At 37.0% G+C, this 23,237-nt stretch carries 22 protein-coding genes and 1 pseudogene; 12 read left to right on the top strand and 11 right to left on the bottom strand.

What is annotated here, in order from left to right:
- Window positions 1-254: 254 nt before the first annotated feature.
- The 5 genes from ACFILU_RS05760 (at window position 255) to ACFILU_RS05740 (ending at window position 3,858) form a co-directional block, all read left to right on the top strand.
- Window positions 255-1,088: a hypothetical protein gene (locus ACFILU_RS05760; RefSeq protein WP_375675124.1), complete on the top strand. Its 834-nt coding sequence runs from the start codon at window positions 255-257 to the stop codon at window positions 1,086-1,088.
- A gap of 82 nt (window positions 1,089-1,170) precedes the next feature.
- A complete protein-coding gene (locus tag ACFILU_RS05755) occupies window positions 1,171-1,773 on the top strand; it encodes a hypothetical protein (RefSeq protein WP_375675122.1) in 603 nt (200 codons plus the stop codon).
- A 91-nt stretch (window positions 1,774-1,864) separates the two neighbouring features.
- Complete coding sequence (locus ACFILU_RS05750; RefSeq protein ID WP_375675120.1) at window positions 1,865-2,644, top strand: hypothetical protein; 780 nt, start codon at window positions 1,865-1,867, stop codon at window positions 2,642-2,644.
- Between the two features lie 538 nt (window positions 2,645-3,182).
- A complete protein-coding gene (locus tag ACFILU_RS05745) occupies window positions 3,183-3,533 on the top strand; it encodes a type II toxin-antitoxin system RelE/ParE family toxin (protein WP_375675118.1) in 351 nt (116 codons plus the stop codon).
- A gap of 1 nt (window position 3,534) precedes the next feature.
- The gene (locus ACFILU_RS05740; protein ID WP_015856199.1) at window positions 3,535-3,858 is read left to right on the top strand and encodes a helix-turn-helix domain-containing protein; all 324 of its coding nucleotides are present in this window, start codon (window positions 3,535-3,537) and stop codon (window positions 3,856-3,858) included.
- 135 nt (window positions 3,859-3,993) lie between these two features.
- On the opposite strand, the gene ACFILU_RS05735 is transcribed toward ACFILU_RS05740, so the two are convergent.
- Entirely contained in the window at window positions 3,994-6,075 is a 2,082-nt protein-coding gene (locus ACFILU_RS05735) for a pertactin-like passenger domain-containing protein (RefSeq protein ID WP_375675116.1), read from the bottom strand.
- 572 nt (window positions 6,076-6,647) lie between these two features.
- On the opposite strand from ACFILU_RS05735, the gene ACFILU_RS05730 reads away from it, so the two are divergent.
- On the top strand, window positions 6,648-7,937 hold the full coding sequence (locus ACFILU_RS05730; protein ID WP_273791063.1) for an MFS transporter: 1,290 nt from the start codon (window positions 6,648-6,650) through the stop codon (window positions 7,935-7,937).
- Here the strand turns inward: ACFILU_RS05730 and ACFILU_RS05725 are convergent.
- Genes ACFILU_RS05725 through ACFILU_RS05715 form a run of 3 tightly spaced genes read right to left on the bottom strand, consistent with a single transcriptional unit; the run spans window position 7,934 to window position 8,812 of the window.
- Window positions 7,934-8,197 carry a hypothetical protein gene (locus ACFILU_RS05725; RefSeq protein ID WP_273791119.1) on the bottom strand — a complete coding sequence of 88 codons (264 nt, stop codon included), beginning with the start codon at window positions 8,195-8,197 and terminating at the stop codon, window positions 7,934-7,936. The two genes, ACFILU_RS05730 and ACFILU_RS05725, sit on opposite strands and share 4 nt — an antisense overlap.
- Entirely contained in the window at window positions 8,187-8,366 is a 180-nt protein-coding gene (locus tag ACFILU_RS05720) for a hypothetical protein (RefSeq protein ID WP_375675114.1), read from the bottom strand. Before ACFILU_RS05720 ends, ACFILU_RS05725 begins: the two co-directional genes overlap by 11 nt.
- Window positions 8,366-8,812: a DNA polymerase III subunit chi gene (locus ACFILU_RS05715; RefSeq protein WP_273791065.1), complete on the bottom strand. Its 447-nt coding sequence runs from the start codon at window positions 8,810-8,812 to the stop codon at window positions 8,366-8,368. The genes ACFILU_RS05720 and ACFILU_RS05715 overlap by 1 nt, the downstream gene beginning before the upstream one ends.
- Before the next feature lie 397 nt (window positions 8,813-9,209).
- Between ACFILU_RS05715 and lptF the strand changes: the two genes are divergently transcribed.
- From lptF to rsmA, 6 genes are all read left to right on the top strand, one after another.
- Entirely contained in the window at window positions 9,210-10,400 is a 1,191-nt protein-coding gene (gene lptF, locus ACFILU_RS05710) for an LPS export ABC transporter permease LptF (protein WP_375675113.1), read from the top strand.
- On the top strand, window positions 10,397-11,488 hold the full coding sequence (gene lptG / locus ACFILU_RS05705) for an LPS export ABC transporter permease LptG (RefSeq protein ID WP_375675111.1): 1,092 nt from the start codon (window positions 10,397-10,399) through the stop codon (window positions 11,486-11,488). Before lptF ends, lptG begins: the two co-directional genes overlap by 4 nt.
- Window positions 11,489-13,849: an LPS-assembly protein LptD gene (locus ACFILU_RS05700; RefSeq protein WP_375675110.1), complete on the top strand. Its 2,361-nt coding sequence runs from the start codon at window positions 11,489-11,491 to the stop codon at window positions 13,847-13,849.
- Window positions 13,850-13,958: 109 nt separating this feature from the next.
- Complete coding sequence (locus ACFILU_RS05695; protein WP_375675108.1) at window positions 13,959-14,915, top strand: SurA N-terminal domain-containing protein; 957 nt, start codon at window positions 13,959-13,961, stop codon at window positions 14,913-14,915.
- Complete coding sequence (gene pdxA, locus ACFILU_RS05690) at window positions 14,915-15,928, top strand: 4-hydroxythreonine-4-phosphate dehydrogenase PdxA (protein WP_273791070.1); 1,014 nt, start codon at window positions 14,915-14,917, stop codon at window positions 15,926-15,928. The genes ACFILU_RS05695 and pdxA overlap by 1 nt, the downstream gene beginning before the upstream one ends.
- On the top strand, window positions 15,919-16,749 hold the full coding sequence (rsmA, locus tag ACFILU_RS05685; protein WP_375675106.1) for a 16S rRNA (adenine(1518)-N(6)/adenine(1519)-N(6))-dimethyltransferase RsmA: 831 nt from the start codon (window positions 15,919-15,921) through the stop codon (window positions 16,747-16,749). Before pdxA ends, rsmA begins: the two co-directional genes overlap by 10 nt.
- Before the next feature lie 28 nt (window positions 16,750-16,777).
- Here the strand turns inward: rsmA and gmk are convergent, their stop codons facing one another.
- From gmk to ACFILU_RS05650, 7 genes and pseudogenes are all read right to left on the bottom strand, one after another.
- On the bottom strand, window positions 16,778-17,455 hold the full coding sequence (gene gmk, locus ACFILU_RS05680; protein WP_375657717.1) for a guanylate kinase: 678 nt from the start codon (window positions 17,453-17,455) through the stop codon (window positions 16,778-16,780).
- Between the two features lie 299 nt (window positions 17,456-17,754).
- Window positions 17,755-18,863: pseudogene (gene mltG, locus ACFILU_RS05675) on the bottom strand (endolytic transglycosylase MltG).
- Between the two features lie 96 nt (window positions 18,864-18,959).
- Window positions 18,960-20,222, bottom strand: coding sequence for a beta-ketoacyl-ACP synthase II (gene fabF / locus ACFILU_RS05670; protein WP_375622331.1), 1,263 nt, complete (start codon window positions 20,220-20,222; stop codon window positions 18,960-18,962).
- Between the two features lie 101 nt (window positions 20,223-20,323).
- Window positions 20,324-20,560 carry an acyl carrier protein gene (locus ACFILU_RS05665; protein ID WP_004860281.1) on the bottom strand — a complete coding sequence of 79 codons (237 nt, stop codon included), beginning with the start codon at window positions 20,558-20,560 and terminating at the stop codon, window positions 20,324-20,326.
- Window positions 20,561-20,821: 261 nt separating this feature from the next.
- A complete protein-coding gene (gene fabG / locus ACFILU_RS05660) occupies window positions 20,822-21,559 on the bottom strand; it encodes a 3-oxoacyl-[acyl-carrier-protein] reductase (protein ID WP_375675104.1) in 738 nt (245 codons plus the stop codon).
- 18 nt (window positions 21,560-21,577) lie between these two features.
- Window positions 21,578-22,522 carry an ACP S-malonyltransferase gene (fabD, locus tag ACFILU_RS05655; protein WP_273791076.1) on the bottom strand — a complete coding sequence of 315 codons (945 nt, stop codon included), beginning with the start codon at window positions 22,520-22,522 and terminating at the stop codon, window positions 21,578-21,580.
- Window positions 22,523-22,599: 77 nt separating this feature from the next.
- Complete coding sequence (locus ACFILU_RS05650; protein ID WP_273791077.1) at window positions 22,600-23,187, bottom strand: undecaprenyl-diphosphatase; 588 nt, start codon at window positions 23,185-23,187, stop codon at window positions 22,600-22,602.
- Window positions 23,188-23,237 lie beyond the last annotated feature (50 nt).

The following is a 23,237-nucleotide window of genomic DNA, read 5'->3' as shown; positions in this document are numbered from 1 at the left end:
TGTTATATAAATGATCAAGTGATGAAAACACTTGCGAATAGCGGATAAACCACGATAAGGTTTTTCCTCTGCTTTTAAAATACTGACTGTCTTTTATACTCTTGTTAGTATATGAAGATTCTGTCGGGTGTGGTTATACTATACAATACCCTCCACGAGGGAAAGGTATAACAACGGACTATTCGCCGTGTTTTCAACGCCCGGCGCCCTTATAGGGTTGTCAGATTGAAAACAATTTAACGAATAGGTATATAATGAATACTACAGTAAAAAACACTCCCGTTATCTCTAATATTGCAAATGAAACTGCGCCTGTTAATCAGCAAGAGTCTGCAAAAAAATACGAATTTACCAATGAAAACTTCACTTTTGATGGTCTTACTTTACACCGTATACGTGCTCTAAGAGATTTTGATGATGTTAAGGCGGGAGACCTCGGCGGTTTTATTGAAAATGAAAGTAACTTATCCCATGATGGCAATTGCTGGGTCTATGATAATGCCGCGGTTCTTTTCAATGCAACTGTTTATGAAAATGCTAAAATCTATAATGATGCTAAAATCTTTAGAGGTGCCAAGGTGTGTGGCAATGCTATCGTTAATGGCAAGGCATTGGTTTTTGATACAACCGCTCATATTTATGATAATGCAAAAATTCATGATAACGCTAAGGTCTGTGGGCATGTTTATGGTAATGCCGTAATTAGTGATAATGCTACTATTTCTAATGGTGCCAAGGTTTATGACAATGCCCGTGTCTATGAAAGTGCCTATGTTTGTGGCTATATTTTTGGCAATGCTCGTGTATATGGCAAGTCACGGGTTTATGTATGGGCGCGGGTTTATGATAATGCCCATGTTTTTTGTAATGCTTGGATTAAGGATTATTCAAGTATCTATGGTCATGCCAAGGTTTCTGGCTCGGCTCGTGTTGGTTGCTTTGTAAGAATTTATGATCATGCCAAGGTCTATGGCAAATCAAATATTGATCATCATGTGCAAATTTATGGCAATGCTGTTGTCAATAGCCGTGCAAAAATTCGTAATGATATCTGTGATGATAATCAGTCACTAAAAGACGCTGCTTAAATAACGCGTGGGCGCGGCGGGGGCGCCCTCCTTTAAACATCTCATTTAAAAATTTAAATCTCTTTATAAAGGAATTGTGCTCATGCAAAAGAAGTTTGCACTCACAAATGAAACGCGTGTATTTGGTAAACATGTTCTCTACCGTATTAAAGCATTAAAAGACTTTTCTGATGTTAAGGCTGGCGATCTGGGTGGCTTTATTGAAAAGGAAAGCAACCTCTCTCATGATGGGAATTGCTGGGTGTATGATGAGGCTCTTGTGTTTAAAAATGGTCACGTTTATGAACATGCAAGGGTTTTTGGCAAGGCTGTCACTTGTGGTCATATCTATGGTCATGCGCGGGTTTATGACAATGCTATCGTTGCTGGCTATGTCTATAATAATGCCCATGTTTATGGCAATGCCGTTATTTCTGATAATTCCCATGTCTATGGTAATGCGCGTGTTTATGGCAAGGCTATTATTTATGATAATGCCTATGTTTATGATAATGCTAGGGTTTATGAAAACGCTCGTATAGCAAATAACGTGCATGTTTTTGAAAATGCCAATATTCATGGCATTGCTGTTATTCGTGAAAATGTCGGCGGGTCTACTAAAATAAAAACCTATACTGAACGTCTCTCTCCTTATGGTGAATTAGAGATTGTCTATGTCTCTCCAAAAATAAAGCAGCATAAATAAACGCGTGGGCGCGCCGGGAGCGCCTCTCTTTCAAATTTTTCCATTCCAAATTTTAGCAAATGTTTATCACATTAGATTGTGAGGGTCTTCTATGTGCAAAAAATATGAATTAACCAGTGAAATCAAAAAAATCAAACATGCTCTTACTCGAAATATTATAAACCTTTATCGCATTAAAGCTTTAAAAGATTTTGATGATATAAAGGCGGGGTCTTTAGGCGGCTTTATTGAAAAGGAAGTTAACCTATCCCATGAGGGCAATTGCTGGGTGTATGATGAGGCTTGTGTCTACGGTCATGCAAGGGTGTATGATGATGCAAAAATACGCCATTTTTCTCAAGTCTGTGGTCAAGTTTATGGCAATGCTGAAGTCTATGGAAAAGCTTTTATCTCTCAATATGCTAAAGTTTATGACCATGCTTTTGTCTATGGCAATGCTCATGTTTATGGCAATATTTATGGTAATGCTCATGTGAATGGTAGTGCCCGCATTCTTGCTGATGCTCATATTTATGACCATGCGCATGTTTCTTATGATGCTACGGTTTTTAGTTATGCACGCGTCTATGGTCATGCCAAGGTTTGTGGCTCTGCTTGCATTTATAGCCATGCAAAAGTTTATAATTATGCTGTTATTAATGGTCGTGCTAAAATTTATGGCAAGGTTTATGGAAATGCTTGTGTGAGTGGCTCTTGTGAGATTTATGGCTCTGTTTATGGCAATGCTAAAATCTCATATTGTGCAACGATCTGGGGGCGTGTTTATGGCAATGCAAAAATCAACAAAAAAAGCAAAGTAAGGTTGGTTCCAAAAAATTGTGAGGTTTATGAAAGGGATAATGTTGTCAATATAACTGATAAAACAGAATAAAAAGAGACATGGGGGCGTGCCTTCTTTTGGTTATAAACGCATATAAAATGCATTGCTATAAACATATCATAAAAGAGAGAGTAAAATAAAAAAAAAGCCGTGCCAAGTGATATGGCGCGGCTTTCAAATGTCTATTCTAATGATTAAAATGAATCATCCACATGGAGTAATGAATGCATATATACAAAACGTATCATATTGCAAGCGCTCTATGAGAGATATAAAAACTTATCAAAAGAAACGTAAATGGTGCGTATGTTTTTTACTCACTCATTTGAATGAGAGAGCCTATAAACGCTCGGTAGCTTTAACAATCCAATCAAAAGAACATGCATATTAAGTGAATATCTTATAACAAAACGGTTTTTTACATTTACGAGCATTGGTTTTTACAAAGCAGCTTTTCATAAAACAAATAAACAATTATGGTTTTTTGTTACCATTTTTATCAAGTCAATTTTATTAATAATAGTTATTAAAAAATCACAAAATTAAAATAAATATTTGAAAATATATCCATATGGGTATATTAGTAATCATGAGTAAAATAAAACGTATCATATGGCTTGGTTCTTCACTCAAAGATATAAAAAGTCTTCCTGATCTTATTCAACAAAGGATTGGTTATGCTCTTTATCTTGCTCAGATAGGAGATAGAGGAGAAAATGTTAAGGTTCTCAAGGGGTTTGAATCTGCCAATGTTCTAGAAATTATTGAACGCGATATTCAAGGAACTTATCGCGCTGTTTATACGATACAATATAAAAAATCTCTTTATGTGTTGCATTGTTTTCAGAAAAAATCGACCCGTGGCATTGCAACACCAAAACCAAACATTAATCTGATCAAAGAACGTCTCAAGTTAGCAGAACAATTAGAAGGGAATTAAAATGATCAATGTTTTTCACGGTAGTTCCAATGTTTATGCGGATCTTGGCTTTTCAGATTCCAGAGAGATGCTTATCAAAGCGCAACTTGCTCATAAGATTAGTCAAATTCTTAAAGAAAAGAACTTAACACAAAAACAGGCTAGTCAACTTTTGAAAATGACTCAACCCAAATTGTCTAAACTCTTAAGTGGAGAATTTCGAGGAATTAGTGAAATGAAAATGCTTGAGTGTTTGGCAAAATTGGGAAACGATATCAAGATTATTGTTAATCCGAAAGAAGTTAAAACGCTTGAAGGACATTTTGAAGTTGTTTTTTCTTCTTAAACTTCTTTATGATTTGCTTTTTATAGTCTATTCATACATGGCAATCTTATATAAAAAATGGTCAAATGAATCATGCATAAAAGTGTGGATTCTTAAGTGGATTCTTATAAAAGAATTTCACTCAAACCATTGACTTTATTGTATTTTTATATATAATGCGTTATTATCATCGTACACATTCTGGTATCCTAGCACTCCATTTTTACCAGAAACGATAGTGTCATAGGCACTGCTTTTTACCATCTCACCTTTGATATCAGACTTTCCTGAAATAAACTGCTCACCACCGTAAATTTTAACCCCTTCAGCTTTTCCCCCATCTTCAACCTTTTGTTGCCCACCTTTATGAACAATAGTATCCTGTGAAAGACCCTGTGTTTTAATAAGCTCAGTGCCACCTCTTTGAATTGTCGTATACAAGCTAAAACCACCGCTATAAACGGAAAGCTTTCCACCATCTTTAACTGTATTACTAATTGAAGTTTCTCCATTGCTATCAACTTCCTTGCTACTCGTGTCAAAGCTAGGATCTGCAATAGAAACAGTTGTTCCTTGATCAATTGTGAGTTCTGTAAGTAAATCACTTGATGAACCAGTATATGGTTTCAATACACTATCAAAAACTTGAGAAGTTGTCTCATCAATGGTGTGGTTTGCATCTAAGTACCAAATTTTACCAGTACCCTTATTGTTTCTATGTCTCAAACTGTACCGATAGGTTCCGGCATCAACAGTTCCGATTTTTTCACCAAAAGTGTTTGTCAGAGTAAAATGGGCATTTCCGCTGCGATCAGTAATTAATTTAAGCTTTTTGTAAGAAGAATTTGTAATTTCACGCCCAGAATCAGCCACACTTATTGTGTGAGAACCAGAGCCCCTTTTTTTAATCACAAGATAATCACTAAGCTGCTTGGCAAAATTGACATTAAAATCGAAATGTAAAGAACCTGAAAGATCATCAATATTAAGTTGAGAATAGAGCTTATTCGTCCCTAAAGACGTAAAAATAACTCTGCCACTTCCTTTTAAATTCTTAACATTAATCTCAGGTTTTTTGCCGTTATCTTCAGACGCAATAATGTATAGTTTGCTATCTTCTCCATTTAAATTAAGATTTTCTACTTCCGTAACAGCTTCACCATTCCCAGCATAAAGATAAAGACTACCAAAATCATGAACATTTGTATTTTCACCTAATATCGCACCAGCAAAACCCCATGACCTTGCTTGATGATTAATAGTTAGATTATCCGCATATCCAGAATCATATATATTCTGAATAGCTCTATCGTATAAAGTAACTTCACTCGCATTCCCTCCTGCAAAGATATTCTGCATACCATTTTTAAAAAGTTCGCTACTCAGTGCAAAAGCCCCCTCATTAATTGTAAAATCTTCATCTTCTGTATCGGCTGTATCAGCATCTTCTGAGAAGCCGTTATGAAAATTCTCTTCACCATCAAGATTCTGGACACCGCCTCTCATAATCTTTGTGTCAACAGCCATCCCCCCACTATAGACACTTTGTAGTCCTAGTATTCCATCTTCAGCATAAATTTCGGTGTTATAAGCACTACTTGCCTTATCTTTACGCAACAAACCAGATCCAAGACTTCCCTTACCAAAAATAATCTGCTCGCCACCATAAATTCTAGTACCTTCTGCATTTGCACCACTCTCAACAATTTGTGTACCACCTTTTTTAACAGCGGCATATTCTGAAATGCTCAAGTTTTGGACAAACTCAATCCCACCATGCTCAATTGTCGTATCCCTGCTAACACTTGCTGCATCAATGTAAAGTTTTCCACCCTCCTGAACCGTATTATTAATGGAATAAGCTGCATCTTTATAGTTAAAGCTATTTATTTCAGAACCTTCAGAGTCACGGTTAGTAATATAGATCGCAGCACCATCGCTTATTATTGAATTTGTGAATACTTCAAAGAATAGCTTTTCTAATCTCTTCCTTTCCTCTTCTGAAAGATTACTTCCTTCTGCTCTCTGTTTATTCTCTATCCTTTTTGATTCCCCCTTTTTTTCTTTTAATCCTCTCACTTCCGATAACAACTTTCTTGTCTCTTCTAGATGTTCACTGATACTTACTGGTGTTAATAACTTTTCTCTTGGTGTAGCTACTTCATCTGCACTCGCAATCTTGACAAAAAAACCACTGGTCATTAATGCATAAAAACTTAATTTCATTTTGCGGTGCATTATTCACACTCCATAATTTCAAATTTAAATTCTCCCATTTAGAAAAAAGTGCATAGACCAAAACAACACAACGTAATTGCTCAACCTCATATCTTTTAAGATAGCAAAGCATACGATGGATTAAGCTCTGACAGATCAAATATACACCTTGTGTTTTAAAATGCATACACAACTAAAAGATTTAATTTATTTTAGATACACTTTAAAAGTGTTGCAATTGCATCCATAAAAAATATTTTTAATATTTTGAGACACTAAATACTGATCTACGAATAAGATTGATCCCTTAATAGATAAAAATGGCATTAAACTTTAAAGGAAACAGCAATGTGAATGAGAGCTGCGTTTATAGCCACCTATTGCCATCTTCTACAGCATTTAAAGCAGCGTCTTTATTTTATTCATTTTGGATAATATATAGAGCACTTATTCATACTCATCAGTCCATAATCATTGTTCTAATATATAACGAAGTGTCATAATATTGACTCGACACTGATTTGAAATTTCTATAGTTATAGTCAGTTAACTCGTTATTTGATTTGTCATATACTGAAAGGGACATTCTATTCATGTCTATAAACTCAGAAATGAAAGCTACAAGCAACAGAAACTCCCCTCGTCGAATTTTATTTGCAAGCCTTATTGGACCAACAATTGAATTCTTCGATTTCTATGTCTTTGGCACTGCCGCAGCTCTTATATTTCCTCATGTGTTTTTTCCAACACAAAATGATCAGACTGCCATTTTACAATCTTTCCTAATATTTGGAGCAGCCTTTTTTGCCCGCCCTTTTGGATCAGTTGTTTTTGGACATTTTGGGGATAAAATTGGAAGAAAAGCAACACTTATTGCTTCTCTTCTCACAATGGGTCTTTCAACAGTCATTATTGGTTTTCTTCCTACTTATGAAATAGCAGGGTGGTTTGCCCCTTTCCTCTTAACCTTGTGCCGTATTGGACAGGGAATGGGATTAGGAGGAGAATGGGGAGGCGCTGTTTTGCTCGCAACAGAAAATGCCCCTCCAGAAAAGCGCGGCTGGTATGCGATGTTCCCCCAATTAGGCGTTTCAATAGGTTTGTTTTTATCTATTGCTGTTTATTTAGCTCTGTTGCATTTCCTTGATCGTGCGGAACTTTTAGCTTGGGGATGGCGTATTCCTTTTATTGCTTCAGTTGTTTTTATGATTATAGGATTATGGGTCCGTCTTTCAATTAATGAAACTGTTCAATTCAAAAAAACTCTTGAAAGTAAAGAACATGTCAAAGTTCCTATCATAGATGTCTTTTTAAAATGTCCACGAATCCTATTTCTTGGAGTATTTTCTGGTATGGCAACTTTTGTTTTGTTTTACTTGGTTACTACATATTTGTTAAGCTATTCAACAAACCATCTGCAATTGCCATTTCATCAAGCTCTTCAAATCGAAATTGTCGGTGCTATTTTTTGTGGGATTTTTACTGTCATCACTGGAAAACTCGCTGACCGTATTAGACGTAGAACTTTGATGATTTGGATTACGATCATCACCGGTATTTATTCTTTCGCAATTCCTTATTTCTTAAATTCTGGAGTTATAGGAGTCCTTGCAATGTCTGTCATCGGTTTGTCTCTCATGGGAATGATATACAGTCCTCTTGGTGCTGTTTTGGCTTCACCATACCCAACAGCAATTCGATATACCGGTTCTTCTATCACTTTCAATTTATCTGCTATCATAGGAGCTTCTCTCGCGCCTTATATTGCAGAATATCTGGTGCAACATTTCGATACATCTTATATCGGTTATTATTTGCTTCTTGCTTCTTTTATTTCACTGATTTGCTTCGTCGGATTTACAGATGATGAAATATCCAACTAAAATATAATAACGAAGAATAAAATAAGGACTGGCGGCAAAAATGCTGCCAGTTTTGTTTTTAAAGACAGGGGTTGAGGTATTTTCCACCACAATATTCCCGCAAACAATGCACTCAAAAAGAAAAATAAAAAATCTGCAATATTACTCATATAAGCAACAGCAAACATTTTTGATAAGATATGCGTTGTCCCCAACCACGACACGCAAAAGAAGGACAACATCACAGCCCATAAAATAAGCAAAATTCGATCAATAATCATCATCATGGCGTTTCGTTTTTTTAATTATAGGCCATATCTTTAGCATGCCTAAAAGAAAAATCACAATAAAAACCCAACGCCCTCCCCCTGAGCCTTCCGTAACAAAAAGTGCTGGATTTACTATTCCCAGTAATCCTATAAAAATCAGAACAATAGATACGAGACGCATTAAACCTGTTTTTCCCAGCGACGATCTTCAGTCTGTTGCCAATACGTTAAATTATGATTTTCCATTTTATATTTTTTCCATTGTGCACGAACGAGATTCAACTGCTCTTCACTTCTACCATCAAATATCACGACAAGCCGTTGATAAGCATCAATATCCGAACAAACAGCTCCCTCTATGAGAAAACGAACCTTTGAATCATTCGGATTTTCTTGTCCTGTCGTCAGAAATACAGGCTGAAAGTTTGAATATTGATCACACTCCGTTCCATGTCCAATAAATGATTCATCAGCATAAACCCATAAATGTATATCTATAGAATCGCGTTGTTCTTTACTCACACATTGTATTGTTACTTTACCAAAACGAGCCAATGCACGCTCCACAAGCGTCGGCAAAATATCCTTCAGCGTTGACTGCGTCAAATGATAGAATAAAATATCCAATCTCTTAAGCCTTCATCATTCTTTATAAAAAAGCTAACATCTTTTTAAAAAAACTTCTATATCTCTAATACAAAGGAAACGGTTCAAGATATAAACCCTCTTTTTTGATGGAGATGCATCATCTTTTTGCACGTGTCTTTAAAAGACAATAATTTTTATTTTCAACGTTAATAAAAAAGTTTTTTAAGTTATTTTCTAGATTCTTTGTAGACTATAGTTGAAAATAAAATATAATGTACGGAAAATTTAAAGAGGACCTCATAGGCAATTTTATATTATTTATTTGGTAAAAATATCCAATTCATGAAAGGATATTTTTTCAAACTTTATTACATTTTAACCGAAAGCAGTAAAAATATTTGCTATCGAATTAAAGACTGAGGATTTTCCCCAATTTATGCGTATTATTGAGTTCTACATCCTGAAACGTGTCCTTGTTTTGTTTAGTTCTGTCATGATTGCAGCAGTGGGCGTTAGTTGGACTATACAAATTCTTGCACGGATAAACTTTCTCACAACAAGTAAACAAACACTCCTCACAGTCTTACAATTTTCACTTTCATTGGTTCCTTCTGTTATTTTTCTTGTCATTCCATTTGCATTAGTGATCGCAGTTACAACCATCCTCTCAGCAATGCATCAAGACTCAGAATTTGCTGTCATCAATGCCTCTGGTTTTCCTAAAAGTACTGTTTGGAAACCTATCCTTCTTCTTGCTATTGTTGCATCCTGTATCTCCTTTTCTATAGCTAATTTTGTTGTTCCTCAAGCGCGTCTTCATATGCGACAAATGCTAGCAAGCGTTCATTTTGATCTTATTAATCTATTCATTAGTGAAGGGAGCTTTCAAAAACTCGCCAATAACCTTTACATAGAAATTGGCGAACGAAATCCAAACGGAACACTTGAACGCCTTTTCATTGCCGACCAGCGTGATCCTAAGACTGATCTTTTTTATTATGCAACAGACGCATCCATTGTGAGCAATAAAAACGGCAGTTTTCTGGTTCTCAATAACGGTGAAATAGAAAGAGTCAATCATCAAAATAACAGTGTTTCAATCGTGCAATTTAGCTCATATACTTTTAGCCTAGGAGAGTTTATCCCCAGTGATAAAACACCTACTCTTTATCCAAAAGATCGGTCTCTTTCTTATTTACAAAACCCTGACCCAAAAGATCCCTACTATCAACGAAAACCACTCCAATATAAAGCTGAATTTCACCGCAGATTAACACAATGGCTCTACCCTATTGTTTTTTCACTTATTGCATTAGCAGCGGCAGGAGATGTACGCTCCCATCGACAAGCTCGTCATTCCGCAAATCTCTCGGCAATTGCCCTTTCTTTTCTGGTGTATTGGATAGGATATTTTTTCGCAGAAAAATCAAAAAGCGATCTTGCATACGTTCCTCTCCTTTATATTATACCCATAGGAACAAGTGCATTTGTCTTTTTTATGCTTTTAACGAATCATAAAATTGGGCTTCCCACAAAAGTTAATGAGATACTTCAAATCGCTTTTCAAAAAATAATGAACAAATTTGAACCGCGAAAATCTCAAGATTCCTCGGATAAAATATCATGATTGGGTGGACACTTGGACGATATTTTTTTATACGGTATCTTAAAATAACTTGTTATTTCTGGGGAAGCATTTTTGTTCTTGCTCTTTTAATCGATTTCACAGAGAATTCCGGTAGGCTATCTTCCCTTCCGCATTATACAGCAAAAGATGCATTTTTCCTCTCTGCTTTACGCATCCCTTTTATCATGCAACAACTTATCCCTTTCATTGCACTCTTTTCTGCAATGGCAACGCTTATCTCGCTCAACAAAAAACTTGAACTTGTAGTGACTCGTTCAATCGGTGTTTCTGCATGGCAATTTCTTATGCCAGCTTGTTTTGGAGCTTTTCTTTTGGGATTATTTTCAATTCTTCTCATTAATCCACTTGCTGCATGGGGATTTTCTCAAGCAGAAAAAAAGATGACTGAATGGCGCAATCACAATGTACTAACACCTCTTCACAATACAAGTATCCACTGGTTAACACAACGTACAAATTTAGGCAGAACAACCATTGGTGCCAAATCTATCACCGATCAAGGACTTTCTCTTCTCGATGCAACCTTTGTACAATACAATGACAACGCAACCGTCAAAAATTGGATTAACGCCCCAAAAGCAACCTTGACTAATGGATTTTGGCTATTAACAAATGGAACAATCTATAAAATAGGGCATCCTCCTGAAAAATTTACCGTGTTGCAAATAAAAACCAATCTAAAACCTGAATTTTTAACGGAACGTTTAGTGAATCCCGCAACTATTCCATTTTACCAATTGCCAAAAAAAATTATGATTGCACGTTCATTTGGCTATTCTGCTAATAATTTTGATATGTATTTTCAATCTTTGATTGCATTACCGGCATTGCTTGTGGCAATGACCCTCATTGCAGCAACTGTATCTTTAAATTTTACACGTTTTGAGCAATCTAGAATGTTGATTCTTGGTGGCGTAATAGCTGGGTTTATGCTTTATGTTATTTCCGTACTTGTTCAAGCTTTTGGTAATGCTGGATATATTCCACCAATTATTGCAGCTTGGACACCCGTTGTTATTGCGTTATTCTTAGGAATCTCTTTTTTACTTCATAAAGAGGATGGCTAAGTGAAAGCATTAACACTTAAAAAAACTATTTTAACAAAATTAAGTGCTCTCGCTTTTAAAAGTGTTATAGGGGTTATTTTAGGAAGTGCTTTGTCTTATTGTGCGCACGCTCAAAGCCTTCTATCTCCTTCTCAAAGTCGCATTCAAAATCCGGAACCTCCTCTTTTGCTCTCTGCGGATGAACTCATCTACAATCGTGATGAAAACACTGTTTCTGCACACGGTAATGTTCAAATCGAATATGATGGCAATAAAGTTGTCGCTCAAAAAATTATTTACAATCAAAAAACAGGACGGCTTATAGCACAAGGGAACGTTGAAATTACTCAAAAGGATGGTAATAAAATTTATTCCAACCAAATTGATATGACCAAAGATCTTGGCGAGGGTTTTGTAAACGCCTTACGTATTGATACAGCCAACAATGTTCACTTTTCAGCCCAAAATGCTACACGCAAACACAACCACATAACAGTCTTTGAAAATGCAACCTATACAGCCTGTGAACCTTGCTCTTATAAACCAGATCGAGAAGTCCTATGGAAAATTAAAGCAAGAAAGATCATATGGAATAATAACATCAAAAAAATTCGGTTTGAAAATAGCAGTTTTGAAGTTTTTGGTGTACCGATTATAAAATTTCCAAATTTTGAGATCTATGATCCAACTGTTAGGCGTGCTAGCGGTCTGCTTACTCCTCATTTTTTTTATACTGATTATCTCGGTATGGGGATAAAGAATTCTTATTTCTGGAATCTCGCCCCCCATTATGATTTTACCCTTTCTTCTACGGTTTATACCCAACAAGGGCTTTTAACCGAAGGGGAATGGCGTCAGCGTTTAAAAACGGGACGTTATAACATTCGCTTTGCTCATATATATCAAATGAAACCGCATAGATTTGATAATGATACGATTGATGCCCAACATAAAAACCGTTATATGCTGGCGACAAAGGGGGATTTTCGTATTAATTCACACTGGACTTATGGATGGGATATTCTTGCACAATCAGATCGGCATTTTAGTCGTGCCTATAAACTTGAAAACTATAACAATCCTACACAACTTTCTCAGATCTATCTGAATGGTCTTGCAGGAAAAAATTATTTTGATATGCGTTTTTATCATTTTAAAGTTCAAGATTCAATATTGAATGATCCTCATTATGAACGTCACTCTCGGCAAGCGTGGGTCTTACCACGCATCGATTATTTTTTCACACCAGATGAACCCATTTATAATGGAGAGCTTACCTTCCATAGTAATATGCAATCAGTTTATCGTCGCCATGCTGACTTCAGTTCACCCGACCAGAACGGAAACCCTCTCAACACAGTAAAACTTTCTGGTATGGCTGGAAATAGTTTGCGTTTAACAAACGAGCTTCAGTGGAAAAAGCGCTTCAACACGCACAACGGACTCATCTTAACCCCTCTTCTCTCTCTACGAGCTGATATCATTACAACCAATGCAAGAGAAAATCACACAGATTCTATAGAAAACAATGCCTTATCCGCAATTCATGGTTCAGCAATTCGTGGCATGGCAACAGCAGGGTTGGAACTACGCTATCCCTTCCTCATTACAGCTGATCATTCTACACATATTATAGAACCAACTGCACAAATTTTTATACGCAATAATGAACAATATATTGGACAAATTCCTAATGAAGATGCTCAAAGCTTTGTCTTTGATGCAACCACTCTCTTTCAACGAGACAAATTTTCTGGTTATGATCGTGTAGAAGGTGGTACAAGAGCCAATATAGGTATAAGATATTCTGGAAGCCTTAATGATAATTGGTCTCTTTATGGTCTCATTGGACAATCCTTTCATCTAGCAGGAAAGAATTCTTTTGCAGAAAAGGACTTTATCAATGTCGGTACTCATTCTAGCTTAGAGGCAAAACGTTCAGACTATGTTGCAATGTTTGGTACAACCCATAAAAGTGGTTTTTCCTTAGAAACGCGTGGACGCTTTGACAAAAAAACAGGAAAAATCCGCCGTAGTGAAATCGAAGCATCACAAAAATGGCAAAATTTTTGGGCAGCTCTACAATATGCCTATATCGCAAAGCAACCAGATTATGAATATTCTCAAGAGCGCCAAGAAATTTCTTTTCAAACAGGACTTAAATTGGCAGATTATTGGTCCATTAATAGCAACGCCGGTTATGATTTAGTATCTGGTACATTTATAAAGCGAGGAATTAGCTTGAGTTATATGGATGAATGTTTCGGGTTAACATTCGGTTATCAACAGGTAACGAATCCAGGCAGGAAAGCACCCTTGCAAAACTTTAATTTCTCTCTTTCATTGCGTACGATTGCAGATATCGGAAAAAAGATAGATTAATTTATAAAGGGAATGTATCAGTCATTTAACTTATCATTGTTTTTATGAAAGAAAGCGTGTATTTTAAGTTGTTGATGAGAATTAATAAACAATGCGAAAGCCTATTTACATGAATAAATTGAAAAAACGTTTTCTTGCTTTATTTTATATTGCGTCTTTGAGCGTAAGTAGCCTGTTAATAAATGGATTTTTGATTCCGACAGTCTTTGCGCAGACTTCTATTGTTGTTACAGTTAATGGCAACCCCATCACAAATTATGATATACAAAGACGCCTTGCTTTTCTCAGATTACAACAAAAGCAAGGCAATTTGGTGGCACAGACTAAAAAAGAGCTTATTGACGAAAAGCTAAAAAATATTGAAATAAAACGTCTTAATATTGAAGTAAGCAATGATGAAGTTGATAGAGCTTTTGGGAATTTTGCGACACAAAATAATATGACGATTGATCAGCTCAACCAGATTCTGATCCAAACTGAGATCACAGTGCAACACTTTAAAGATTACATCCGTGGACAAATAGGATGGGGGCGTCTTGTTAGCGCACGCTATCAAGCTGAAACAGGTATGATTAGCGAACAAGAAGCTGTACGCAGAATATTAAAAAATGGTGGTGTAAAACCTTCAACCAACGAATATACATTACAGCGAATTGTTTTTGTCATTCCTGCGCATCGTCGTTCAGAGATCTTTGAAAGACGTCAAAGAGAAGCAAGTAATTTTCGCGCACATTTCCGTGGATGTGCCAATGCTCACAATCAAGCAAGAGGTATTTTAGACGTTACTATCCGCCACTTAGGAAAGTTTCTGGAGCCACAACTTCCTAATGCATGGGAACAAGCTATTCTTGAAACGCCTGCTGGAAAAATGACAAAATTACAAGAAACATCTGATGGAATTGAAGCAATTGCTGTCTGCAAAATAAAAAGAGTTTCTGATGATTATGTCGCTCGACTGATATTTTCTCTTCAAGATAGTAAAAAAAGAAGCCCGCAAAAACTTGAAGAATTAAGCGACAAATATTTAGGAGAACTGCGGCGAGTGGCACGCATTCAAAATTCATAATGGCTGCTCTTATTGTTAGTGGTGGTGATCCTGCCGGTATTGGTCCTGAAATAGTATTAAAAGCGTGGAATTTGCGTGTTACGCGCCAAATTCCACCTTTTGTACTTCTTGCTGATCCAGATGTTATTCGTTCGCGCGCTCGTTTTTTACAGATTGATGTTGAGGTGCAATCTGTTTTAAGCAATAATCCTGCAAAAAATTTTCAAAACGCTCTTCCTATCATACCGTTAAAAAACAAACAAAGTGATCAATTAGGTATACCTTCATCGAATAATGCCGCTGGAATTATTGAAGCAATTAAACGCTGTGTTCAATTGATTCAAAATGGCCATGCATGTGCACTTATCACTTGTCCTATTGCAAAAAAGAATCTTTATGATGCCGGTTTTCAATTTCCAGGTCATACAGAATTTTTAGCTGATTTAGCCCATAAAGCTTTTCATAAATACTATCATCCAGTTATGATGTTAGCAGGACCTCGATTAAAAACAGTACCAATAACTGTTCATATTCCATTTAAAAATGTTCCTTCACAGCTTACCCGTGATTTAATTATTCAAACGGTACTTATTACTGAATGTGACTTAAAAACACGGTTTAAAATAACGTCACCCCGACTAGCTGTTGCTGGTCTTAATCCTCATGCTGGAGAAGGAGGTGCAATGGGCAAAGAAGATATTGAAGTTATCACTCCTGCTATTGAATATCTTAAAAAGAAAGGACTCAATATTGCAGGCCCGCTACCTGCCGACACAATGTTCCATGAATGTGCAAGAAAGGCATATGACGTTGCCATTTGTATGTATCATGATCAAGCCCTTATCCCTGTTAAGACATTAGACTTTGACAGCACTGTTAATGTCACGTTAGGTCTACCTTTTATTCGCACGTCTCCAGATCACGGAACTGCTTTTGACATTGCTGATAAAGGGATAGCCTCTCCCGAAAGCTTTATTGCTGCTCTTAAACTTGCAAATCAACTTGCAAAAAATAGTTTAATACCATGCCAATAGATAATCTCCCTCCTCTGCGTGAGGTTATTGATATATATGGATTGCAAGCGCATAAATCTTTGGGGCAGAATTTTCTTTTTGATCTTAATTTAACATCTAAAATTGCTCATCAAGCAGGCAATATAGAAGGAAAACCTGTTCTTGAAATTGGTCCTGGTCCTGGAGGTCTCACACGTGCCTTGCTAGCAAAGGGTGCCATTGTAACAGCAATAGAACGCGATGAGCGCTGCATACCGGCTCTCTTAGAAATAGAAAAACACTACCCTAAAAAATTAAAAGTTATTTGTAATGATGCACTAAAGCAAGACTTCTCAAAACTCTTTGAAACAAGCCCAGAAAAACCTCGTATTATTGCAAATCTTCCCTATAATATTGGGACAAAACTCTTATTAAATTGGCTTTTGACTGAACCATGGCCTCCTTTTTATGAATCAATGACATTGATGTTTCAACGTGAAGTTGCCAAACGGATTACAGCTAAACCTCAATCTACTCATTATGGACGTCTTAGTGTCTTAACTGGCTGGCGTACTACTGCTAAAATTGCTTTCGATGTACCCCCTCAAGCCTTCATACCAATACCTAAAGTAACGTCTTCCGTTGTTCATATTATTCCACGAACACAACCTCTTGCCTGCTCTGCACAAAAACTAAGCCTTGTCACAAAAACCGCCTTTGGGCAAAGACGAAAAATGCTTCGTCAAAATCTCAAAACACTTGGAGGTGAAGTGCTATTAGAAAACGCTGGAATTGATGGAATGCGCCGTGCTGAAACGCTCTCGGTTTCTGAATTTGTAACTTTAGCGCATCTAGTGCTCTAAAAAATGCACTTTGTGTTATGAAACCTTTTTAATCACAACATTTATCGATTTTTTCAGCAATAAGCCCATCAACAAAAGAGCCAAGATAAGAACAACGCTCACGTTTTACGGTTTCAGCTAAATAAATTGATTTAATAAAAGATAAAGACTGATCTAAATCTTTGTTAATCACAACATAATCATAAGAACGCCAATGCTTTAACTCCGTTCGTGCATTTTCCAATCGCAAATTGATGATATCTTGACTATCTTCTGCTCGACGATGTAAACGCGAAACAAGCTCTTTCATTGATGGTGGAAGGATAAAAACAGATACAGTGTCTCCTAGCATCTTTTTTTGCAGCTGCTCGGTACCTTGATAATCAATATCAAATAACATATCATGGCCAGCATTCAATGCGTTTTCAACAGTTTCACGCAAAGTGCCATAATAATTTCCGTGAACTTCTGCCCATTCAATAAATTCATCTCTATCACGCTTATATTCAAACTCTTCCTTTGAAATAAAGTGATAATGTAGCCCATCTACTTCACTAGGACGCCTTTTCCTTGTGGTCATACTTACGGAAAGCTCTAATTGTCCATCTTTTAGAAGTAATCGAGAAATTGTTGATTTACCAGCACCTGAAGGTGAAGAGAGAATAAATAAAAAACCGCGGCGTTGATTTATTTTTATAGCACTCAATTTACTTTCAAAGACTGTCATTACATCACTCTACTTTGTTCATAAATGTTTCTCCAAAATTTGAATTATACATTATCTCAACCTCTCCCCTAATCAATGTGTTTTCTTAGCAATTCTCAATGTTATTTTGCTCTTTTTTGAGATAAGGTATTAGCAGTATATTCACTTCTTTCTTAAATATTTTTATCCATACGCCAATCCCACTTGTGACAGACAAGAAAATGATTTTTTATCATTCTCATAAAAAGTTTAAATAGAAAAATTTTACTATATATGGGATTCTCATTTACGATGCAAAAAGATGTGTTATCACTATAAATTCAATGTTTTGCCTTTAATTCTCGCCACTTGCGAACATTCATATTATGTTCCTCTAAAGTTCGAGAAAAAACATGCCCTCCTGAACCATCAGCAACAAAATAAAGTGCATCACTGCTTGGTGGATGTGCCACCGCTTTTAAAGAATCCCGACCTGGATTTGCAATAGCCGTTGGGGGCAAACCATTAATTTTATAAGTATTATATGGTGTTTCCTTCTCAAGATCTGAACGATAAATTGCACGACCGGATGGTTTTCCTTTTCCTCCGAAGAGACCATAAATTACTGTTGGATCCGATTGAAGACGCATATGCTTTGTAAGGCGGTTATAAAATACCGCAGCAACCATTGGTCTTTCTGCTGCAATTCCCGTTTCTTTCTCAACAATTGAGGCTAATATAACAAATTCATCAATTGATTTAATGGGTAAATCAGGTGAACGCGTAGCCCATATAGCATGAATTAATTTTGTCTGTCCTTCACGCAACCTGTTTACAATCTCTTTACGCGTTGTTCCCCGAATAAAACGAACAGTATCCGTCATTAAATAACCTTCTGGAGGCAAAATTTTTGGAAGGTCTCCAATCAAAATTTCATTCGCAGCTAATCGATCAAAAACTTGCTGAACCGTTAAACCTTCAGGTACTGTAAATGTATACTCTATAGATTTTCCTTTCACAAGAATATCCATAATATCCTGCATCGAAGCATGAGCTGGAATTAAATATTCACCAGCCTTCAGATGCGTTGTTTTTTGGTGATAACCAACCCCATAAACAAAAATATCTGATGATCGAATGAAACCACGTTTTTCTAGCAATGAAGCAATTTCACGAATTCCGGTACCAGGATGGATAAGAACAATTTGTTCTTCCTCAATTTTTCCCTTTTCTTCAAAAATACTTTTTCCAATATAAAGAGGAATACTTATGGCAAAAAGAATAATCACAATCAGCATAAGAAAAAAATGACCGAGAATGACCAACGGATTACGGACGATAGATGATTTCTTTCGTTTTTTATGTATTAACATGTCATAACTATCTGCTAAATGATTCGAAGAGGAATCACTTACGTCCTTTAATGATTTCCATTTTTCACATCGGACATAACCCCTCAATAGCGATTAAGGATAATATTATAATTTCTCATTCACCTTATAATAAAGTAGAAAACTCAAAAGCAAAAATTAAATAAAAATACTTATTATCCCCTAAAACGTCGCATCACCAACGATGCATTTGTCCCACCAAATCCAAAAGAATTAGAAAGAATCGTATCAATCTTTCGTTCACGCGGTTTGTGTGGTACAAGATCGATTTTCGTTTCAATCGATGGATTGTCAAGATTAAGTGTCGCTGGGGCTATATTATCCCGTATAGCTAAAATAGAAAAAATAGCCTCAGCAGCACCGGCTGCACCAAGTAAATGCCCGATAGATGATTTCGTTGATGACATAGAAACTTGTGGTGCATAACTCCCTAAAACACGCTCAACAGCCGCTAGCTCTATGGAATCAGCCATCGTAGATGTACCATGAGCATTAATATAATCAAGTTCACTCACATTCACTTGTGCACGCTTAAGAGCAGCTATCATACTACGCTGAGCCCCTTCACCACTTTCTGAAGGCGCTGTAATGTGGTAAGCGTCACCAGATAAACCATAGCCAATAACCTCAGCATAAATACGCGCTCCTCGTTTTTTGGCATGTTCCAGCTCTTCTAAAACAACAACTGCCGCTCCTTCCCCCATCACAAAACCATCACGATCAGTATCATAAGGACGTGACGCCCGTTCAGGATCATCATTGCGACAAGTGGAAAGAGCTCTACAAGCTGCAAAACCTGCAAGAGATATCCGATTTATTGGAGATTCGGTTCCCCCTGCCACCATGACATCTGCATCACCAAACATAATCAAACGTGCCGCATCACCAATCGCATGCGCCCCTGTTGAACAAGCCGTTACAACAGAATGATTAGGCCCCCGTAAACCATATTGAATAGACACATAACCAGAAGCAAGATTAATCAAACGACCTGGAATAAAAAAAGGAGAAACACGACGTGGGCCCTTATCACGAAGCGTATAACCAGCTTCAACAATACCCTCAACTCCCCCAATTCCCGAACCAATTAACACACCTGTACAAATCTGATCTTCATCACTCTTAGGAAACCATTCGGCATCTGCAAGCGCTTGGTTAGCAGCAGCCATTGCATAAACAATAAATGCATCAACTTTACGTTGCTCTTTAGGTTCCATATACAAATCAGCATTATAAGTCCCCTCTGTTCCATCGCCTAAGGGGATACGCGCAGCAATCTGGCATGGCAAATCTGACACATCAAACTCTGTGATACGTCGGACACCACTTCTTCCTTCAAGAAGTCGTTTCCAACTATATTCAGTATTACCAGCTAATGGAGATACCAACCCTAAACCAGTAACAACAACACGTCTCATAACTTCTAACCTTGAACTAAACTTCACCTCTCAAAGCTCTCTTTTCAAAAGAGCTCCGAAGAATATAGGCAAAAGCAATTCATGCCTTTGCCCTTTAGTAATCACGCAGAAGCTTTATCAATGAACTTGACTGCATCGCCAACTGTGAAAATCGTTTCAGCAGCTTCATCTGGAATTTCTACCCCAAACTCTTCTTCAAAAGCCATAACGAGTTCAACCGTATCAAGGCTATCAGCCCCTAGATCATCGATAAAGCTTGCATTTTCTACAACTTTATCAGCATTAACCCCAAGATGTTCCACGATAATTTTCTTAACGCGCTCTACTGTATCACTCATGTTGAAATCCTCGAATTTATATTTTACTATAATTTGGTTAACTATATCGGTTCATCTAATCAAGCAATAGATGCATTACTTTAAAAGATTTTAGTAATGATTTAAAATATCCTGTGGATATCCCCTACAAAATGAACCAATCTGACATTCCGACATCAATTGATCAACGACCATATTAAAGAAATAGATGCATCTATCCATTTCAATCGTTACTATCTAAAATAATACAACTCATAAATCAATGTGGAATAAAATAAATACTCAAATCATTGCCATTCCACCATTGATATGGAGTGTTTGACCTGTCGTATAGGCAGCTTCATCGCTTGCTAAATAAACAGCAGCAGCGGCTATTTCTTGCCCATTTCCCATACGCTTCATCGGAATCGCAGCCATAATGGCTTCTTTTTGCTTTTCATTAAGCTTGTCTGTCATTGCGGATTTAATAAATCCTGGAGCAATACAATTGACAGTGATGTTTCGCGAAGCAATTTCTTGTGCCAATGCTTTAGAAAAACCTATCAAGCCTGCTTTTGCAGCACAATAATTCGTTTGTCCAGGGTTTCCCACAACACCAACAACAGATGTAATGTTAATAATCCTTCCATAACGGCGGCGCATCATAGAATGTATTAATTCACGCGTCAAAAGAGAAGCAGCTGTTAGGTTAATTTCTAAAACATCATCCCAGTCTTTATCTTGCATACGCACAAAAAGACCATCCCTAGTGATTCCCGCATTGTTAACCAAAATATCGACGCCATCCATTTCTCTTTCTGCAACTTCAGCCAATTGTTTAATCGATTGGCGTTCAGAAAGATTAGCGGGAAATACAAAAACATTCTGCCCTAATTCTGCCGCCACTTCTCTAAGCTTTTCTTCGCGTGTTCCATGAAGTCCAACAATGGCTCCTTGTGCATGAAAGCAGCGTGCAATTGCCTCACCAATTCCTCCCGAAGCCCCCGTTACAAGAGCTTTACGTCCTGTTAATCTAAACATCTTTTAACTCCTTATAGATTAAACGCCGAGCATACCTAGCGCTGATTCTATTTCATCAACTGTTCCAATGGTTACCCCCTTTATATCTTTGTTAATACGACGCGTTAAACCTGTTAATACTTTTCCAGAACCAACTTCAAAAAGCGTATCAACTCCATTAGCGGCGATCCATTCTATTGTTTCACGCCATCGCACCCTCCCAGTCACTTGTTGGACAAGAAGAGTAGTAATACGCTCTGGATTGCTCTCAGGTGCAACAGAAACATTGGCAATCAAAGGAACAATAGGGGACATTTTGTTAACAGTCAAAAGTGCTTTCTTCATGGCATCAGCAGCAGGTTGCATTAAAGATGAATGAAAAGGTGCAGAAACAGGAAGAAGAAGTGCACGTTTTGCACCTTTTGTTGATGCAATCTCTACCGCTGCCTCAACTGCTTTTGCTTTACCGGAAATAACAATTTGCCCACCACCATTATCATTAGCAATCTGACATAATCCTTCTCCAGAAACAGTTTCACAAATTTCTTCCACAATGTGCTCTTCTAAACCAATTAATGCAGCCATAGAACCTTCACCAACCGCAACAGCAGCCTGCATAGCATTGCCACGAATACGCAAAAGTCTTGCCGTATCTGTGAGAGTAAATGTACCAGCAGCACAAAGAGCCGAGTATTCGCCTAAAGAATGACCAGCAACAAATCTTACCTTTTCTTCTATACGAAGCCCTAATTGTTTCATCACACGAATGACAGCCATAGATACAGCCATTAATGCCGGTTGTGCATTTGCTGTTAACGTTAAAACATCTGCTGGTCCTTCAAAAATGATCTTTGATAATTTCTCACCCAAAGCATCATCAACTTCCTCGAAAACCATCCGTGCGGCAATAAATTGCTCTGTAAGCGCCTTTCCCATACCAACAAGTTGACTCCCCTGCCCTGGAAAAATAAAAGCTGCACCCATTTATCAACTCCTAAAACTGTACAATTAAATTATTTTCTTTTGACCTTATTCATCCGCACAAATCAAGATAAAGCCCTTTATTTAAAACGAATACCACACTTAAAATTATATTTTAAGGGCGGAATTTGATATAAAAACTTAGGGAAATAGGGTGCTATAAACTGAATAACACCCAAACTTATGAGACTTCCTAAAATTGCACCTGCTAAAATATCAAAGGGATAATGTACACCCACAAAGATGCGCGCCCAACAGATCAAACATAAAAATACCGAAGCAAATTTAAAAGCAACTTTGTATCGGTAAAAATAAAAGTTAGCTGCATAAGATGCAATGGTCAAGGCATGATTACTAGGAAAAGAAGCTGTCGCACGATGTTGAATAAGCGGTGTCGTCAGCCCTACCACGAATGGGCGAGGATGAAAATAAAAAAGAGAAATGAGATAACCTATGAAAAGAGCCGCACAAATACTCATGCAAATGCTTAGCACGACACATCGTTCCCTCTCCCCACCACAAAACCACAACGCACAAAGATGGAGAGGAATAATATAAATTAAAAACTTTGCACAAAAAATACTAAACAAAACTACAATCGACCAAGCGTGATGATTGCCGACAAACATTTCAAAAAGTGTAACATCAATCTGGTTTAAAAAGTCCATTTTTCCCTCCTTTACCTTTATATTACAGTATTATCTTTTTGTAGAAGAAG

The sequence above is a fragment of the Bartonella sp. CL100XZDX genome (genome assembly GCF_042195375.1).
In the GTDB taxonomy this organism is placed as follows: Bacteria; Pseudomonadota; Alphaproteobacteria; order Rhizobiales; family Rhizobiaceae; genus Bartonella.
This window is presented reverse-complemented; position numbering and strand designations above follow the sequence as displayed.